The 16,851-nt window shown below is 70.1% G+C and carries 14 protein-coding genes; 9 read left to right on the top strand and 5 right to left on the bottom strand.

The window, feature by feature from the left end; genetic code table 11:
- Entirely contained in the window at window positions 1-1,173 is a 1,173-nt protein-coding gene (locus tag FHX33_RS05165) for an LLM class flavin-dependent oxidoreductase (protein ID WP_021758201.1), read from the bottom strand.
- 250 nt (window positions 1,174-1,423) lie between these two features.
- Between FHX33_RS05165 and FHX33_RS05170 the strand changes: the two genes are divergently transcribed.
- A complete protein-coding gene (locus FHX33_RS05170; RefSeq protein ID WP_021758202.1) occupies window positions 1,424-2,737 on the top strand; it encodes an LCP family protein in 1,314 nt (437 codons plus the stop codon).
- 52 nt (window positions 2,738-2,789) lie between these two features.
- A complete protein-coding gene (locus FHX33_RS05175; RefSeq protein WP_021758203.1) occupies window positions 2,790-4,181 on the top strand; it encodes an MFS transporter in 1,392 nt (463 codons plus the stop codon).
- Here FHX33_RS05175 and FHX33_RS05180 read toward each other — a convergent pair.
- Window positions 4,160-4,996 carry a UbiA family prenyltransferase gene (locus FHX33_RS05180; RefSeq protein WP_183428238.1) on the bottom strand — a complete coding sequence of 279 codons (837 nt, stop codon included), beginning with the start codon at window positions 4,994-4,996 and terminating at the stop codon, window positions 4,160-4,162. The two genes, FHX33_RS05175 and FHX33_RS05180, sit on opposite strands and share 22 nt — an antisense overlap.
- A gap of 76 nt (window positions 4,997-5,072) precedes the next feature.
- Here FHX33_RS05180 and FHX33_RS05185 point away from each other — a divergent pair, with 76 nt between their 5' ends.
- The 7 genes from FHX33_RS05185 (at window position 5,073) to FHX33_RS05215 (ending at window position 13,291) form a co-directional block, all read left to right on the top strand.
- A complete protein-coding gene (locus FHX33_RS05185) occupies window positions 5,073-6,074 on the top strand; it encodes a LacI family DNA-binding transcriptional regulator (protein WP_021758159.1) in 1,002 nt (333 codons plus the stop codon).
- Window positions 6,075-6,380: 306 nt separating this feature from the next.
- Window positions 6,381-8,006 (top strand): glycoside hydrolase family 13 protein, encoded by a 1,626-nt coding sequence (locus tag FHX33_RS05190; RefSeq protein WP_338092016.1) that lies wholly within the window; start codon window positions 6,381-6,383, stop codon window positions 8,004-8,006.
- Between the two features lie 36 nt (window positions 8,007-8,042).
- Complete coding sequence (locus FHX33_RS05195) at window positions 8,043-9,419, top strand: extracellular solute-binding protein (protein WP_021757613.1); 1,377 nt, start codon at window positions 8,043-8,045, stop codon at window positions 9,417-9,419.
- 70 nt (window positions 9,420-9,489) lie between these two features.
- Window positions 9,490-10,428, top strand: a complete 939-nt coding sequence (locus FHX33_RS05200) for a carbohydrate ABC transporter permease (protein WP_021765148.1) — start codon at window positions 9,490-9,492, stop codon at window positions 10,426-10,428.
- Window positions 10,425-11,420: a carbohydrate ABC transporter permease gene (locus FHX33_RS05205; protein ID WP_021765149.1), complete on the top strand. Its 996-nt coding sequence runs from the start codon at window positions 10,425-10,427 to the stop codon at window positions 11,418-11,420. Before FHX33_RS05200 ends, FHX33_RS05205 begins: the two co-directional genes overlap by 4 nt.
- A 16-nt stretch (window positions 11,421-11,436) precedes the next feature.
- Window positions 11,437-12,612, top strand: a complete 1,176-nt coding sequence (locus FHX33_RS05210) for a glycoside hydrolase family 3 N-terminal domain-containing protein (protein WP_183428239.1) — start codon at window positions 11,437-11,439, stop codon at window positions 12,610-12,612.
- 127 nt (window positions 12,613-12,739) lie between these two features.
- Window positions 12,740-13,291, top strand: a complete 552-nt coding sequence (locus FHX33_RS05215) for a YceI family protein (protein WP_021763309.1) — start codon at window positions 12,740-12,742, stop codon at window positions 13,289-13,291.
- Between the two features lie 100 nt (window positions 13,292-13,391).
- On the opposite strand, the gene FHX33_RS05220 is transcribed toward FHX33_RS05215, so the two are convergent.
- The 3 genes from FHX33_RS05220 to FHX33_RS05230 form a co-directional block, all read right to left on the bottom strand.
- Window positions 13,392-14,780: an NAD(P)/FAD-dependent oxidoreductase gene (locus FHX33_RS05220; protein WP_021763308.1), complete on the bottom strand. Its 1,389-nt coding sequence runs from the start codon at window positions 14,778-14,780 to the stop codon at window positions 13,392-13,394.
- A gap of 118 nt (window positions 14,781-14,898) precedes the next feature.
- On the bottom strand, window positions 14,899-16,311 hold the full coding sequence (locus FHX33_RS05225) for an aspartate aminotransferase family protein (protein ID WP_021763307.1): 1,413 nt from the start codon (window positions 16,309-16,311) through the stop codon (window positions 14,899-14,901).
- Window positions 16,312-16,313: 2 nt separating this feature from the next.
- Window positions 16,314-16,796, bottom strand: a complete 483-nt coding sequence (locus FHX33_RS05230; protein WP_021763306.1) for an Lrp/AsnC family transcriptional regulator — start codon at window positions 16,794-16,796, stop codon at window positions 16,314-16,316.
- Window positions 16,797-16,851 lie beyond the last annotated feature (55 nt).

A 16,851-nucleotide genomic window follows, 5' to 3' on the forward strand; every position in this document is an offset into this window, starting at 1 on the left:
TCACGCGGCGTAGCGGTTGCGGGGGCGGTCGAGACCCAGCCGGTCACGGAGGGTCCCCTCGCGCGGCTGGTCGGGCAGCAGTCCGCGGCGGCGGAGCTCCGGGACCAGCAGCTCCCCGATCGCGGGGAGGTCGCGGTGGACCGAGGCGGGCCGCAGACGGACGCCCTCGATCCCGGCTCCGGCGAGATCGCCGATCAGGTCGGCGAGCGACTCGGGATCCGTGGCGTGAATCGCCGTGTCGCTCTCGAAGGTCTCGCCGTCGAGGGCGTCCCATTCGGCGAGGCGGCGGCGCGCATCCCGCGCGTTCGGTTCGAGCACGACCACCAGGTCGGCCAGGATGCGCAGGGGCTCCGGTTCGAACCGCTCCGTCTTCTCGAGCGCGCGCACCTCCCGCACGATGCGTGCCGCGTCCGCGGCGTCCGCCGGGGTGACGTAGACCAGGTCCGCCGAGCGCGCGGCGAGTCGGTACGGGATGTCGGCGTGCGCGAGCACGGTGACCAGCGGCTGCCCCTGCGGCGGACGCGGGGTGATCGACGGCCCGGCGATGCGGAACGCCGAGCCCTCGAAATCGACATGGTGCAGCTTGTTCCGGTCGAGGTAGCGTCCCGTCGTCACATCCCGGATGACGGCGTCGTCCTCCCAGCTGTCCCAGAGTCGGCGCACGACGGCGACGAACTCGGCGCCCTCGTCGAACAGCCGGGCGAGCTGCTCGGGACCGTCCGGGTCGGTGAGGAGGGCCGGACCCAGCTCGGGCAGCGCGCGGCGCCCGACGTTGGCGGTCTCGCCCGGCCGTCCGAGCTGCACCTTCCAGCCGGCGCGACCCTCGCTGGTGTAGTCGAGGGTCGCGAGCTGGGTGGAGGCGTGGAACGGCTCCGACTCCAACACACTCGTGGTCGGCACCAGGCCGATGCGGTCGGTGCGCCGCGCGACGAAGTTCGCGAGCTGCACGGCGTCGAGCCGGCCGCGGATGCGGTCCGCCCGCGTCGGCGTCGCGACGCTCAGCGCGTCCTCGAAGGTGAGGAAGTCGGCGCCGGCGTCCTCGGCGCTGCGCGCCTGGTCCACCCAGTACGACGGCCGGAACACGGTGGACGCGGAGATGCCCGCGTCCCGCCATGCGGCCGGGTGCCATCCCGCTCCTTCGAGCGCGACGGCGAGGATCAGCTGGTCGCTCATGTCTGGAACCACCCTCCTGTTCGACGGTTGCCACGCAGGTTCGCAGAGGGCGCGCGCCGCGGTCGAGACGCCCCGTCACGCGGCGTCACGACTGTCACCGCGGGTAACGCGGGGTTGCGGAATGGGCCGGCGCACCCCCTGCATCGGGGGTGCGCCGCGTCGCGCCCCGGGCGCGTCTCGCAGCCGGTCGAAAGGATTCATCGCTAGGATTTCCCGCATCCCCCGTGCTCCCGACAGCGAAAGGCATGGCATGACGGACCTGCCGCGACGGCATCAGCGTGCTCGAGGCCCGCTCCCCGTCCGCCACGGCCAGCTGCGCCGTCGCCGGGCGATCGGAACCGTCTTCGGGCTGATCGCCGGCGCACTCGCGGTCGTGCTCGTCAGCATCGGCGGCGTCGGCGCGTACGCGGTGTGGGATGTCGCACGCTCGGTGAAGACCGGCGTGAAGCTGGTCTCGGCCCCCGGGCACACGCAGCAGGCCATCCCGGACGTCGCCGCCATGGAGGGTGGGATCAACGTCCTCATCGCCGGCACCGACAGCCGTTCCGGTCTGGGCGGCATCTACGAGTCCGACGATGAGCAGGACGCGAGCAGCGGCGAGGGCAACAACGACGTCACGATGCTGCTGCACATCGCGCAGGACCACAAGAGCATGATGGTCGTCAGCTTTCCGCGCGACCTCATGATCGCCATCCCGGACTGCCCTGCGCAGAACGGCGACGGGACGGTCGACGGCAGTGACTACGCCCAGTTCAACACCGCCCTCTCCCGCGGCGGGCTGGCCTGCGTCGTGCTCACGGTCGAGAAGATGACCGGGCTCACCATCCCGTTCGGTGCGGTGATCAACTTCGCCGGCGTGAGCGCCATGTCGACCGCAGTCGGCGGAGTCACCGTCTGCCTCGCTTCTCCTGTCGAGGACGAGTACACGAACCCGCCGCTCGACCTCCCGGCCGGCAACAGCGAGCTCGTCGGCGACGAGGCGCTCTCGTTCCTGCGCAGCCGCCACGGCGTCGGAGACGGCAGCGACCTCGGCCGCATCTCGAACCAGCAGGTCTTCCTCTCCGCGCTCGCGCGCAAGATCGTGAGCGGCGGCGTGCTCTCGAACCCGGTGCAGCTCTACGGCCTGGCCAAGGCGGCCGTGAACAGCGTGACGCCGTCCGAGAGCCTCAGCAATCCCACGACTCTCGTGCAGATCGCTCTGGCCGTGAAGGACACCGGCCTCGAGAACATGGTCTTCGTGCAGTACCCGACCGTGACCGACCCGGACAACGTCAACCGCGTCGTCCCGCAGTCGTCGGCTGCGCGGGCGCTCAACGAAGCGCTGGTGAACGACGTCGCTGTGAAGCTGACCGGCTCGACCGGACGCGCGGCGGAGGACCCGAACGCGACGGCGACCCCGGACCCGACGGAGTCGGATTCGACCGCCCCCGAGGCGCCGGCCGCACCGACGACGGACGCCGCCGCGACGCCCGCGCCCGATCCGTCGTCGACCGCGGTCGAGCTCCCCTCCAGCATCACCGGGCAGACCGCCGCGCAGCAGACGTGCACCAAGGGCAACAACTAGCCGCGCACGTGCGCGCTTGCACCGGTGGTCCCGTGGGCCGTTGAATGGGCACATGGCCACCGAACGCATGAGCTCGCTCCAGCTGAGAGTCCTGATCATCGCGATCCTGGCGAGCTTCGTGGCCTTCCTCGACGGTGCGGTCATCAACGTGGCTCTGCCGGCGATCGACAAGGAGCTCGGCGGCGGCCTGCCGCTGCAGCAGTGGGTGGTCGACGGCTATCTGGTCACGCTGGGGTCGTTCATCCTGCTCGCCGGTTCGCTGTCCGACGTGTTCGGCCGCAAACGCGTGCTCTACGCCGGACTGATCGGTTTCGGCGTCACCTCGCTGCTGTGCGCCTTCGCCCCGACCGGGGTGTTCCTGGTCGTCGCCCGCGCGCTCCAGGGTGTCGCGGGCGCCCTGCTGGTGCCGAGCTCACTGGCCATCATCATCTCCCGCTTCGAGGGAGCCGCCCAGGCCAAGGCGATCGGTCGCTGGACGGCGTGGACGGGCATCGCGATGATCGCCGGGCCGGTGATCGGCGGGATCTTCGTCGACACGCTGTCCTGGCGCTGGGTGTTCGTGATCAACGTCGTGCCGATCGCGATCACCCTGGCGCTGATGCTCACGCTGAAGGAGGATGACCACGGCACGGGCGGCCGCGTCGACATCCTGGGCGCGATCTTCGGCTCGGTCGGCCTCGCGGGGACCGTGTTCGCCCTCATCGAGCAGGGCGCGTTCGGCTGGGGGAGTCCGCGCGTGTGGATCCCGCTCGTCGTCGGTCTGCTCTCCCTCACCGCCTTCTTCGTGGTCGAGAGCAGGGTCGCGCAGCCGATGCTGCCGCTGGCGCTGTTCCGCGTGCACAACTTCTGGGTGGGCAACATCGCCACGGCGTTCGTCTACGGCGCGCTGTCGTTCGGCCCGCTGATGGTGACGCTGTTCCTCCAGCAGGTGGCCGGGTTCTCCGCCATCGCGGCCGGATTCGTGTTCATCCCGTCGACCCTGTGCATGCTCCTGCTCTCGGGCTTCTTCGGCGGGCTCGCCGGCAAGTACGGGCCGCGGTTCTTCATGGCGGTCGGGCCGGTCGTCGCCTCCGTCGGCTTCCTCTGGCTGCTGCTGGCCGACGCCCACGTGAACTACTGGACCGGCCTCCTCCCGGCCGTCCTGCTCTTCGGCGTCGGGCTCTCGATGACGGTCGCGCCGCTCACGAGCGCGATCCTCGGCGCCATCCACCCCGCCGAGGCCGGAATCGCCTCGGCCGCCAACAACGCGGTCTCGCGCATCGCCGGGCTGATCACGGTCGCCCTGGCGGGCCTGATCATCGGGCAGCAGCTCGACGTCGACGGCCTGCACCGCGCGATGATCGCGACGGCGGCGCTGCTGCTCGCGGGCGGCATCGTCTCGGCCATCGGGATCCGCAACAAGGAGCCGGTCGCCGAGCCGGTTCAGGCGGTGACGACCGACTGACCCGCCAGGGCCAGCATCACCACGTCGATCAGGGCGCACGTCATGATGAGCTGCATCAGCAGCCGGGTCGGGCTGCGCCGCAGGAGCAGGACGACGCCCAGGACCACCGCCGCGAGACCGAGCAGGAGCCCGACCATTAGCACGGGCCGGACCGGCCAGCCGGGACCGAACGCGACCAGGGCGGTGGCGACGGCCAGGCAGGCGAACGCGGCGAGCCCGCTGCGACGCGCCCCCAGCCGGTGCGGCAGCCCGCGGATGCCCGTCTCGGCGTCGTCGGCCAGATCGGGCAGCACGTTCGTGATGTGCGCGGCGACGCCCAGCAGGGCGCCCGCGGCCAGGACCCAGGGCGCGGGCCACGCCGGCGTCTCCTGACCGAGCGTCGCGATCGCGGGCAGGAGGCCGAAGCTCACGGCGAACGGCACGAACGACCATACGGTCGACTTGAGACCGAGGTTGTACGCCCAGCCTCCCGCGATGGCGATCAGGTGCGCCAGCAGCGCACCGGGCCCGAGGATCGCGGTCACGGCCAGGGCGAGCGCCAGGGCGATGAATGCGGAGGCCCGGACGACAGTGGGGGAGATGTCTCCGCGCGCAGCCGGCTTGTCCGCTCGGGAGACCGCCCGGTCGCGCGCGGCATCCAGCCAGTCGTTCGACCAGCCGATCGACAGCTGCCCGAGCAGCACCGCGAGGGCGAGCAGGACGAGGCGGCCGGGCGGGTAGCCGAGACCGAGCCCGAGGCCGGCGGAGATGGCCGTCACGACGAGGGTCGGACCGGGATGGGAGGCGAGCAGGAGGGAGGTCGCGCGCGTCGCCATGTCCGTCATCGTAGACCGCTCGGGCGTTTGCAAGATACTTGCGCGATTCTGCAAGCAATTGCGTAGAATCCTCTGCATGTCGAAACGTCTCGCCGAGGTCGCGCGCAAGGTCGGAGTCAGCGAAGCCACCGTCAGTCGTGTGCTCAACGACAAGCCCGGGGTCTCCGGCGCCACCCGGCAGGCGGTGCTGACCGCGCTCGACGTGCTCGGCTACGAGCGCCCGACCAAGCTCCGCGGGGAGCGCGCCCGGCTCGTCGGCCTGGTGCTGCCGGAGCTGCAGAACCCGATCTTCCCCGCCTTCGCCGAGATCATCGGGGGAGCGCTCGCCCAGAACGGCTACACGCCGGTGCTCTGCACGCAGACCGCCGGCGGGATCTCGGAGGCGGACTGGGTGGAGCTGCTCCTTCAGCAGCAGGTCTCCGGCGTGGTGTTCGTGGGAGGGGCGTACGCCCAGGTCGGCGCCTCGCACGAGCACTACGACCGGCTGCGCGACCTCCACCTCCCGACGGTGCTGGTCAACGCGCCCGTCGACGAGCTGCATTTCGCCACGGTGTCGTGCGACGACTCCGTGGCGACGGCGCAGGCGCTGGGCCACCTGCGCTCGCTCGGCCACGAGCGCATCGGGCTTCTCCTCGGCCCGCGAGACCACGTGCCGTCCATGCGCAAGCTGGCGACCGCGCGCCGTCTGTTCGAGGAGTGGGGGACGCCGCTGGAGGAGGGGCTGGTCGTGCATTCGCTCTACTCGCTCGAAGCAGGGCAAGCCGCTGCTGCGCGCCTCCTCGCCGCCGGGGTCAGCGCGATCGTCTGCGCCAGCGATCCGATGGCGCTCGGGGCGATCCGGGCGGCGCGGCGGGCTGGACTCTCGGTGCCGCGGGATGTCTCCATCGTCGGCTACGACGACTCCGCGCTGATGAACTGCACGGAGCCTCCGCTCACCACGATCCGCCAGCCGATCGAGCCGATGGGACGCACCGTCATCGAGCTCCTGCTGCGGCAGATCTCGAGCGATTCGGCCATCCGCGACGAGCTCTTCTTCGAGCCGGAGCTGGTCGTGCGGGGCTCCACGGCGCCCGCCTGATCGCCCGCGCGGAGTGCAAACCCGCGCAAAAGTACGCAAGTGAATTACTCATTGTTGAGTTCTTGCATCATCTTGTCGCGTTAGCTACATTTCGGTGAGCAGCGATGATGCCGAGGGCAGCGTCGCGGCCGACGCGGCCCCACCGAGAGGGCCGCCCGATGCGAAGGGCTCACCGTGGACCTCTCCGTGCTGACCGGCTCCCATGCCGGGCACCGCACCGCCGACGCGGCCGCCACCGGCCTCGCCGCCGCACAGACGCCGGCTCCGGCGCCGGCCGGCGACGACCCCGCCTGGTGGCGCAGCGCGGTGATCTACCAGATCTACCCGCGCAGCTTCGCCGACGGCAACGGCGACGGCGTCGGCGACCTGGCGGGTGTGCGGCAGCACCTCGACTACCTCAAGGATCTCGGCGTGGACGCGCTCTGGTTCACCCCCTGGTACGTCTCGCCCCTCGCCGACGGCGGCTACGACGTGGCCGACTACCGCCGCATCCACCCCGCCTTCGGCGACCTGGCCGAAGCGGAGGCGCTCATCGCGGACGCCCTGGCGCTCGGCATCCGGACGATCATCGACGTCGTCCCGAATCACGTGTCCGACCAGCACCCGTGGTTCCAGGCGGCGCTGGCGGCCGGACCCGGCTCACCCGAGCGGGAGCGCTTCTGGTTCCGACCGGGCCGCGGTGAGCACGGCGAGGAGATGCCGACGAGCTGGGTCTCCAACTTCTCCGGCGACACGTGGACGCGCACCACCGACGCCGACGGAACGCCCGGCGAGTGGTACCTCCACCTCTTCAGCCCCGAGCAGCCCGACCTCAACTGGAACCACCCCGACGTGCGCCGGGAGCACGAGGAGATCCTCCGCTTCTGGTTCGACCGAGGGGTCGCCGGTGTGCGCATCGACTCGGCCGCCCTCCTGGTCAAGGACCCGGCGCTGCCTGAGGTGCCGGAGCACCCCGAAGCGGGGGAGCACCCGAACCAGGACAGGGACGAGCTGCACGACATCTATCGCTCCTGGCGTTCGATTGCGGACTCCTACCCCGGCACGCGGGTGCTGGTGGGGGAGATCTGGCTGCCCGACATCGACCGGTTCGCGATGTACCTGCGCCCCGACGAGCTGCACACCGCCTTCAACTTCGACTTCCTCGCCCGGCCGTGGGACGCCGAGGAGCTGCGCACCTCCATCGACGAGACGCTCGCTGCGCACGCGCCGGTGGAAGCACCGAGCACCTGGGTGCTCTCGAACCACGACGTCACCCGGCCGGTGACGCGGTACGGGCGGGAGGACTCGTCCTTCGCGTTCGTGAAGAAGCGCCGGGGCACGCCGACGGACCTCGAGCTGGGCCGCCGTCGCGCCCGCGCCGCAGCCCTTCTCACCGCAGCGCTACCGGGCTCGCTCTACCTGTACCAGGGCGACGAGCTCGGCCTGCCGGAGGTGGAGGACCTGCCCGCAGACCGCCTCGAGGACCCGATGCACTTCCGCTCCGGCGGCGTCGACCCCGGGCGCGACGGCTGCCGCGTCCCGCTGCCGTGGCGCGGGGCGGCCGAGCCGTTCGGGTTCAGCCCGGCCGGTGCGACGGCCGAGCCGTGGCTGCCCCAGCCCGCCTCGTGGGCGGGGCTGACGGTCGAGGCGCAGCAGAGCGACCCGGCGTCGATGCTCTGGCTCTATCGCCAGGCCCTCCGGATCCGCCGCGCTGAGGCGGGCCTCGGCGACGGTCCGTTCACCTGGCTCGACGCCCCCGAGGGCGTGCTCGCCTTCGCCCGCGGCGACCGCTTCGTCAGCGTCACCAACCTGTCCGCGGTGCCCGTCCCGTTGCCGGACAACACCGCGATCCTGCTCAGCAGCAGCCCGCTCGACGACGGCCTGCTGCCTCCCGACTCCACGGCGTGGCTACGAACACAGCAGCGGCCGCCGGAGACCAGCACCACTCACTGAGAGATCCCTCACCACTCACTGGAAGGAACACCGACAATGAAGTCACCACGCACGATCGCGGCCGTCGCCGCGGTCGCCCTCGCCGGGGCCGGCGTCCTGGCGGGCTGCTCGTCCGCCGGCTCCGACGCCAACGACGGCAAGGTCCACATCACGGTCGCCAGCCTCATCCCGGGCAGCGACAAGGCCGCCTTCAAGGCCTTCGACGACCGCGTCAAGGAGTTCGAGAAGGCCAACCCCGACATCGTCGTGAAGTCGGAGGAGTACCAGTGGACGGGCCCGACGTTCGCGACGCAGCTCGCGGGCGGCACCCTCCCGGACGTCTTCAACGTGCCGTTCACCGACTCGCAGTCGCTGATCCAGGCGGGCCAGCTCGCCGACATCACCGCGGAAGTGAACAAGCTTCCGTACGCGTCGAAGTTCAACGAGAACGTGCTCGCGGTCGCCAAGGACGGCGACAAGATCTACGGCATCCCGTACGGCCCGTACGCCATGGGCCTGTCGTACAACCGCGACATCTTCACCAAGGCCGGCCTCGACCCGGACAAGCCCCCGACGACGTGGGACGAGGTGCGCGCCGACGCGAAGACCATCTCCGAGAAGGTGCCGGGCGTCGCGGGCTACATGCAGATGACGCAGGGCAACACCGGCGGCTGGGAGCTCACCACCACGGTGTACGCCCGCGGCGGCCGGATGGAGACCACCGAGGGCGGCAAGACCAAGGTCACCACCAACAACCCGGTGACCAAGGAAGCCCTGCAGTGGCTGAAGGACCTGCGCTGGAAGGACAACTCGGTGGGCAGCAACTTCCTGCTCGACTGGTCCGGCATCAACCAGGCCTTCGGCGCCGGTCAGATCGCCATGTACCCGTCCGGCTCCGACGTGCTGACCTCGCTCGTGCAGCAGAACGCGGTCGACCCGAAGAACTACGGGCTGACCATGCTGCCGATCGATACCAGCAACAAGGACGCGGGCGTGCTCGCCGGCGGAAACGTCGCGGCCGTGAGCCCGAAGTCGTCGCAGGCGCAGAAGGACGCGGCGGTCAAGTGGATCGACTTCTACTACATGCAGAAGCTGCTCAACCAGGACCAGGCCGTCGCCGACGCGAAGGTGCTCGTGAAGTCGGGCCAGCCGGTCGGCGTGCCGACGCTGCCCGTCTTCGACAAGGCGACCTACGACCAGAACATGGACTGGATCAAGGACGAGATCAACGTGCCGCAGGAGAACGTGGCGCCGTTCACGGACAAGATCTTCGACGCGACCCTGGTTCCCGAGCCGAACAAGCACACGCAGGAGCTCTACGGGGCGCTCGACACGGTCGTGCAGGCCGTGCTGACGGACCAGAACGCCGACATCGACCAGCTGCTCAGCAAGGTCGACGCCGACATCCAGAAGCTCGTCGACGCCGACAAGTGACACCGAGGGGAGGCCGGCGGCGCGCCCTGCGCCGCCGGCCGCCCGTCCGATCCGAGAGAGTGACCCGCGCATGACCGCGATCGACCGAAACCGCCCGGCCGTCCGCCGAGCCCGGCGCACGCCCCTGACCTGGATCCGCGGTGGCGGCGTGAGCAACCTGCTCTTCCTGCTGCCGATGCTCCTGATCTTCGGCGTGTTCTCCTGGTGGCCCATCGTCCGCAGCGTGGTGATGAGCTTCCAGCACACGAACCTGGTGAGCCCGCCGACCTGGGTCGGCTGGGACAACTTCGTCCAGGTCGCGAACGACCCGCTGTTCTGGACCGCCGTCGGCAACACCGCCTGGTTCGCGCTGCTGGCGCTCATCCTGGGCTACCCCATCCCGCTGATCGCCGCCGTGCTGATGAGCGAGGTCAAGCGCGCGAAGGGGCTCTACAGCGCCCTCGCCTATCTGCCCGTCGTGGTGCCGCCCGTGGTGGCGGTGCTGCTGTGGAAGTTCTTCTACGACGCCCGGCCGACCGGCGTCTTCAACACGATCCTCGGCTGGGTGGGCATCCCGCCACAGCCGTGGATCCAGGATGCGACGCAGGCGATGCCGTCGCTGGTGGTCGAGGCCACCTGGGCCGCGGCCGGCGGCACGATCATCATCTACCTCGCGGCCATCACCGGCGTCTCACCGGAGCTGTACGACGCGGCCGAGGTCGACGGCGCCAGCATCTGGCGCAAGATCTGGCACGTCACCCTGCCGCAGCTGCGCGGCGTCCTGCTCATCACGCTGATCCTGCAGATCATCGGGACGGCGCAGGTCTTCCTCGAGCCCTTCCTCTTCACCAGCGGAGGCCCGGTCAACTCGACCGTGACCATCCTGCTGCTGATATACCGCTACGCGTTCCAGAACTCGCTGGGAGGCGACTACGGCGCGGCGACGGCGCTCAGCCTGATGCTCGCCGCGTTCCTGGCGGTGCTCTCCCTCGTGTACTTCCGCCTCACCAAGTCCTGGAGCCAGAATTGAGCACGTCGACGCAGATCCCGCCCGAGGTCGCCTCCGTGGTGACCGCTGTCGTCGAGGACGGCGCGAGCCCGGAGCCGCCGCGCCGTCGCCGCCGTCGTCGTCGCCCGCAGGCGGACGCCGACCGCGGCATCCTCTCGATCTCCGACCGACGGCGCCCGGGGGTCCGCTGGAGCTCGCGCGTGATCAACGCCGTGCTGCTGGTGGTCCTGATCGTGGTGGGCCTCGGTCCGCTGCTGTGGCTCGCGAAGTCGGCCATCACCCCGACCGCGGACACGCTGAAGACCCCGATGGCGCTGTTCCCGAACGGCGTCGACTGGGCGAACCTCTCGACGGCGTGGTCGACGGTCCACATCGACGTGCAGTTCGTGAACACCATCTGGGTCGCCGCCGGCTCCTGGGCCGCGCAGGTGCTCGTCGCGACGACCGCCGGCTACGCGCTGAGCGTGCTGCGACCGAAGTACGGCAAGGTGCTCTACGGGATGATCCTCTGCACGCTGTTCGTGCCGTCGGTCGTGCTGCTCGTGCCGCTGTACCTCACCATCCTGAACCCGCCGCTGCTCGGGCAGTCCCTGATCAACACCTTCTGGGCGGTCTGGCTGCCCGCGGGCGCGAGCGCCTTCAACGTCGTGCTCGTCAAGCGGTTCTTCGACAACCTGCCCCGGGAGGTGTTCGAGGCGGCCCGCACGGACGGCGCGGGGCCGTTCCGGCTGTTCTGGTCGATCGTGCTGCCGATGTCCAAGCCGATCCTCGGCGTCGTGTCGGTGTTCGCGATCATCGCGGCGTGGAAGGACTACCTCTGGCCGCTGCTCGTGCTGCGGGACCCGGGTATCCAGCCCCTGTCGGTGCGGCTGCCCACCCTGCAGGCGGCGATCCAGCTCGACGTGTACCTGGCGGCGCTGGCGATCTCGACGCTGATCCCGATCGTGCTGTTCCTGATCTTCCAGGGGCTCTTCCTGCGCAGCGCCGGGCTCGGAGGCGCCGTCAAGGGCTGACGGTTAGCATCGGGGGATGCGGACGACGAGACGGTGGGCGGTGCTGGGCGTCGCCGCCGCTCTCGTCGCGGGGGTCGCGGGATGCGCGTCGGCCGGGCCCGCTCCCGCGCACGGCACGCGCGCGGCGAGTGATGCTCCGAGCGGCGAGCCGGACGCGACGCCGACGGCCGATCCGGTCGCCGCCTATGCGGCCGCCCGGCTCGCGAACATGACCCTGCGGCAGAAGGTCGCGAGCCTCTTCATGCTCCACGCGCCCGGCACCGACGGCGCCGCCCTGCGCGGATTCGCCGACCGGTACGGGCTCGGCGGGATGATCCTCATGGGTGACAACGTCCCGGCGTCACCCGAGGCGCTGGCCGCGCAGACCGCGGCGATGCGGGCATCCGACCCGACGCTGCCGCCGCTCATCGGCATCGACGAAGAGGGCGGCGACGTCACCCGCCTGCCCTGGGACGGCCAGCCCGGCGGCGAGGCGCTCCGCGCGCAGAGCCCCGACGCCGCGCGGCAGGCGTTCGCCACCCGGGCCGCGCTCCTGAAGCAGGCCGGCGTGAGCGTCAACTTCGGGATCGTCGCGGACGTGACCGCCGATCCCAGCTCGTTCATCGCCGATCGCATCCTCGGGACGGACCCGGCGGCCTCCTCCGCCCGGGCCGCTGCGGCCGTGTCGGGGGAGCACGGGACGGTGCTCAGCACCCTGAAGCACTTCCCGGGCCACGGGGAGACGGATGCGGACTCGCACCTCGTCGTGCCCACGACTCCGACGACGCGTGCCGAGTGGGAGGCGCGGGATCTGCCGTCCTTCCGTGCGGGCGTCGACGCCGGCGCCGAGGTGGTCATGTTCGGGCACCTGATCTACAGCGGGGTCGACGCGCTGCCTGCGTCGCTCTCGCCGACGTGGCACCGCATCCTGGCGGACGAGGTCGGCTTCCACGGGGTCACGATCACCGACGACCTCCGGATGCTGCAGGACACCGCACTGCCGCAGTACCAGGACGCGGGGGAGAACGCGGTGCAGGCGATCGCCGCCGGCAACACGATGGTGCTCGACGTCATCCCGACCGGATCCGACCCGGGCGCGATGATCGACGCGGTCGTCGCCGCCGTGCAGAGCGGGCGCATCCCGCCCGCGCAGATCGACGCGGATGCGCGTGCGCTCCTCGTGCTGCGGCATTCGATCGCCCTGAAAGAGTGACGCGTCAACTTTTTTTTCGAGGATTCGGAATATCCCCAGGGTCCATACGCTTGCATGTACCTGAGCGGGGCGTAGCATCGTCCGCCGCTCCGCAAGCGAGACCATCGATCCTCAAGGAGATCAGCGAATGACCATCGACATCCCCGGCTACAAGGCGGGCACCTGGACCATCGACCCCACCCACTCCGAGGTCGGCTTCAGCATCCGTCACCTCATGATCAGCAAGGTCAAGGGCACGTTCGAGAACTTCGACGCCACCTTCGTGACCGCCGAGAACCCGCTCGAGTCGACCGTCACCGCCAAGGCCGACGTCGCCTCCGTCAACACGAAGAACGCCGACCGTGACGCGCACCTGCGCACCGGCGACTTCTTCCTCGCCGAGGAGCACCCCACCATCGACTTCGTGTCGACCGGTGTGCGCCACGAGGACGGCGACTTCCTCGTCGACGGCGACCTGACGATCAAGGGCGTCACCAAGCCGGTCACGTTCGAGTTCGACTTCGGCGGCTTCGGCCAGGACCCGTACGGCAACTACAAGGCCGGCGCGACCGCGAAGACCAAGATCAACCGCGAGGACTTCGGCCTCACCTACAACGCGGCCCTCGAGACCGGCGGCGTCCTCCTCGGCGAGGACGTCACCATCACGCTCGAGCTCCAGGCAGTCCTCCAGCAGGCCTGACCCGACCCGCGCGGAACCCGAACCGCCGAGTACGCAGATTCTCTGCGTACTCGGCGGTTTTTTGCGTACTTTCTGCGTACTCGGCGGTGGGAGAAAGGGGTCAGTGGCCGATGAGCGGGGCGACGGCGCGGGCGACGAGGGAGGAGCGGCCGGTAACGCGTTCCTCGAGGTCGGCGCCCTCCATCGCGACGAGGCCCGCGTTCGCGCCGAGGAACCGGAGCGGCTCCGGTTCCCACTCGCGGGAGCGGTGGCCGACCCAGGGAAGGCGCGTCAGCGCGGTGTCGTGGCCGCCGATGAGGTCGGCGAGCGTGCGGCCGGCCAGGTTCGTGGTGCTGAGGCCGTCGCCGACGTAGCCTCCCGCCCACGCCTCCTTGCGGCCGGCATCGAGGCCGACGCTCGCGTGCCAGTCCCGGGGGACACCCAACGGGCCGCCCCAGTGGTGCGTGACGCGCGCGCCGACCGCATCCGGGAACAGCTCGAAGAGGGTGCGCACGAGGTGGTCGCGCACGAGGGGGGAGCGGTCGTACTCGGTGCGGATGGTGCTGCCGAGGTGGTAGCGCGCCCCGCGGCCACCGAAGGCGAAGCGGTTGTCGGCCGTGCGCTGGCCGTAGACGATCAGGTTCCGGAAGTCGGTGAAGGTCTGACCGTGCTCGATGCCGATCCGCTCCCAGACCGCGTCGGGCAGCGGCTCGGTGGCGATCATGAGCGAGTAGAGGGGGAGGATGCGGCGGCCGACCTGCTCGACCTGCGAGCCGTAGCCCTCGGTGGCGTTGACGACGACCCCGGCGCGCACGGTGCGCTCCGCGCCACCCGATCGGGCACGCACGACGCCGTCGGACCACGAGACGACCTCGGTGCCCTCGGCGATGGTGCCACCCGCCCGCTCCACGACGCGAGCCAGCCCCCGTACCAGCTTGCCGGGGTGGATGCGCGCGCAGTCGGGCGTGTACGTGGCCGCGATCGCGTCCGGCACCCCGAAGCGACCCCGCACGGTCTCGGTGCCCCAGAGGGCGACGCGGTCGACGCCGAAGCGTTCCGATTCCGCGAACTCGGCGCGGGCGGCCCCCACCTGCGGACGCGAGCGTGCGAACGTGACCGTGCCGCCGAGGCGGTAGTCGCAGTCGATGCCCTCGGTCTCCGCGACGCGGCCGACCTCGTGCACAGTCCCGACCATCGCCCGCCGCTGCGCGACCGCGGCGTCGAACCCGTATCGCTCCTCGAGCTTGGAGGCGGACCACGGGAAGAGCGCCGAGCACCAGCCGCCGTTGCGACCGGACGCACCGAATCCCGCGACCTCCTTCTCCAGCAGCACGACCCGAAGCGACGGATCGGCCTGCAACAGGTAGTAGGCGGCCCAGAGGCCGGTCAGGCCGGCCCCTACGATGGCGACGTCGGCCTCCACATCCTCGGACAGGCCGGGGCGCGGCACGAAGCCGCCCTCGGCCTCCGCGATCGAGTCGAACCAGAAGCCGGTGCTGCGGTAGTCCATGCGTCTCCCTGTCGGTGGAACAGCCGTGTCGGGCGGAACGGTGGCCGGGTGCGAGAAACGGGCCCGGCCTCCGCTCGCGCGGAGACCGGACCCGCCTCTGACAACCGGGTGCTGCGTCTTACAGGTGGTTGCTCGCCTCGGTGAGGACGGACTCGAGGATCTGACGGATCTCGACGAACTCGTCCGGGCCGATCGTCAGCGGCGGGGCGAGCTGCACGACGGGGTCCCCACGGTCGTCGGCGCGGCAGTACAGGCCCGCGTCGAAGAGCGCCTTGGAGAGGAACCCGCGCAGCAGGCGCTCCGACTCGTCGTCGTCGAACGTCTCCTTGGTGTTCTTGTCCTTCACCAGCTCGATGCCGAAGAAGTAGCCGTCGCCGCGCACGTCCCCGACGATCGGCAGGTCGAGCAGCTTCTCGAGCTCGGCGCGGAAGAGCGGCGAGTTCTCGCGCACGCGCTCGTTGAGGCCCTCCTCCTCGAAGATGTCGAGGTTCTCCATCGCGACCGCGGCCGAGACCGGGTGACCGCCGAAGGTGTAGCCGTGGTAGAACGACGTGTTGCCGTGCTTGAACGGCTCGTACAGCTTGTCGCTGATGATCGTCGCGCCGATGGGGGAGTACCCGGAGGTCATCGCCTTCGCGCAGGTGATCATGTCGGGCACGTAGCCGTACTGCTCGCACGCGAACATGTGTCCGATGCGGCCGAAGGCGCAGATGACCTCGTCGCTCACGAGCAGCACGTCGTACTTGTCGCAGATCTCGCGCACGCGCTGGAAGTAGCCGGGAGGCGGCGGGAAGCAGCCGCCGGAGTTCTGCACCGGCTCGAGGAAGATCGCAGCGACGGTCTCGGGACCCTCGAACTGGATCATCTCCTCGATGCGGTTGGCCGCCCAGACGCCGAAGGCCTCGATGTCGTCGGTCGGCGCGCCCATCTCTCCCGCGCGGTAGAAGTTCGTGTTCGGGACGCGGAACCCACCGGGGGTCAGCGGCTCGAACATCTCCTTCATGGCCGGGATGCCAGTGATCGCCAGCGCGCCCTGCGGGGTGCCGTGGTAGGCGACGTTGCGCGACAGCACCTTGTGCTTGGTCGGGCGCCCCTGCAGCTTCCAGTAGTACTTGGCGAGCTTGAAGGCGGTCTCGACCGCCTCGCCGCCGCCGGTCGAGAAGAAGACGCGGTTGAGGTCGCCGGGCGCGTAGTGCGCGAGCCGGTCGGCGAGCTCGATGGCGTTCGGGTGCGCGTACGACCAGATCGGGAAGAAGGCGAGCTGCTCGGCCTGCTTGGCCGCCGCCTCGGCGAGGCGCTTGCGGCCGTGACCCGCGTTCACCACGAACAGACCGGACAGTCCGTCGATGTAGCGCTTGCCGTGCGAGTCCCAGATGTGGTGGCCCTCGCCGCGGGTGATGATGGGCACCCCGCCGCCGTCCTCCATCACCGACTGGCGGGCGAAGTGCATCCAGAGGTGGTCCTTGGCCTTGGCCTGGAGCGTCGCCTCGTCGGAGGTGATCGGCTCGCCGAACGTTTCTACGGTTGTCATGGTTATCGTGTTCCCCAGTTGTAGAACTGTTTGTGGAGTTTGAGATAGACGAACGTCTCGGTCGACAGCACACCGTCGAGGGTCCGGATCTCGGAGTTGAGCATGGTGATCAGGTCGAGGTCGTTCTCGCACACCACCTCGGCGAGGATGTCGTACGTCCCGGCCGTGAGGACGACGTAGTCGACGGCGGGCATCGCTGCCAGCTTGTCGGCCACGACGCGCGTGTCCCCGGAGACCCGGACGCCGATCATCGCCTGGCGGTAGAACCCGAGTTGCATCGGGTCGGTCACGGCCACGATCTGCATCACACCCGACTCGGTCAGCTTCTGCACGCGCTGGCGGACCGCTGCCTCGCTCAGACCGACGGCCTTGCCGATCTCGGCGTACGACTTGCGGCCGTCCACCTGGAGCTGCTCGATGATCGCCTTGGAGACGTCGTCGATCTGCGGAGCCTTCGCGCCGTTCGTTGCCCGAGGGGTACTCATGGAGCGATTCTGTCAGTGGCGATGCGCTCTGGCAAGCGATTCCGCACATTCCTGG

The sequence above is a fragment of the Leifsonia aquatica genome (assembly GCF_014190775.1).
Classification (GTDB): domain Bacteria; phylum Actinomycetota; class Actinomycetes; order Actinomycetales; family Microbacteriaceae; genus Leifsonia; species Leifsonia aquatica.

What these genes read in the sequence shown, in the direction of transcription:
- FHX33_RS05170 (WP_021758202.1), top strand. Translation starts at nt 1,424, where the DNA reads ATGACGGACCTGCCGCGACGGCATCAGCGTGCTCGAGGCCCGCTCCCC.
- FHX33_RS05185 (WP_021758159.1), top strand. Translation starts at nt 5,073, where the DNA reads ATGTCGAAACGTCTCGCCGAGGTCGCGCGCAAGGTCGGAGTCAGCGAA.
- FHX33_RS05200 (WP_021765148.1), top strand. Translation starts at nt 9,490, where the DNA reads ATGACCGCGATCGACCGAAACCGCCCGGCCGTCCGCCGAGCCCGGCGC.
- FHX33_RS05180 (WP_183428238.1), bottom strand. Translation starts at nt 4,996, where the DNA reads ATGGCGACGCGCGCGACCTCCCTCCTGCTCGCCTCCCATCCCGGTCCG.
- FHX33_RS05175 (WP_021758203.1), top strand. Translation starts at nt 2,790, where the DNA reads ATGGCCACCGAACGCATGAGCTCGCTCCAGCTGAGAGTCCTGATCATC.
- FHX33_RS05220 (WP_021763308.1), bottom strand. Translation starts at nt 14,780, where the DNA reads ATGGACTACCGCAGCACCGGCTTCTGGTTCGACTCGATCGCGGAGGCC.
- FHX33_RS05195 (WP_021757613.1), top strand. Translation starts at nt 8,043, where the DNA reads ATGAAGTCACCACGCACGATCGCGGCCGTCGCCGCGGTCGCCCTCGCC.
- FHX33_RS05215 (WP_021763309.1), top strand. Translation starts at nt 12,740, where the DNA reads ATGACCATCGACATCCCCGGCTACAAGGCGGGCACCTGGACCATCGAC.
- FHX33_RS05210 (WP_183428239.1), top strand. Translation starts at nt 11,437, where the DNA reads ATGCGGACGACGAGACGGTGGGCGGTGCTGGGCGTCGCCGCCGCTCTC.
- FHX33_RS05230 (WP_021763306.1), bottom strand. Translation starts at nt 16,796, where the DNA reads ATGAGTACCCCTCGGGCAACGAACGGCGCGAAGGCTCCGCAGATCGAC.
- FHX33_RS05225 (WP_021763307.1), bottom strand. Translation starts at nt 16,311, where the DNA reads ATGACAACCGTAGAAACGTTCGGCGAGCCGATCACCTCCGACGAGGCG.
- FHX33_RS05165 (WP_021758201.1), bottom strand. Translation starts at nt 1,173, where the DNA reads ATGAGCGACCAGCTGATCCTCGCCGTCGCGCTCGAAGGAGCGGGATGG.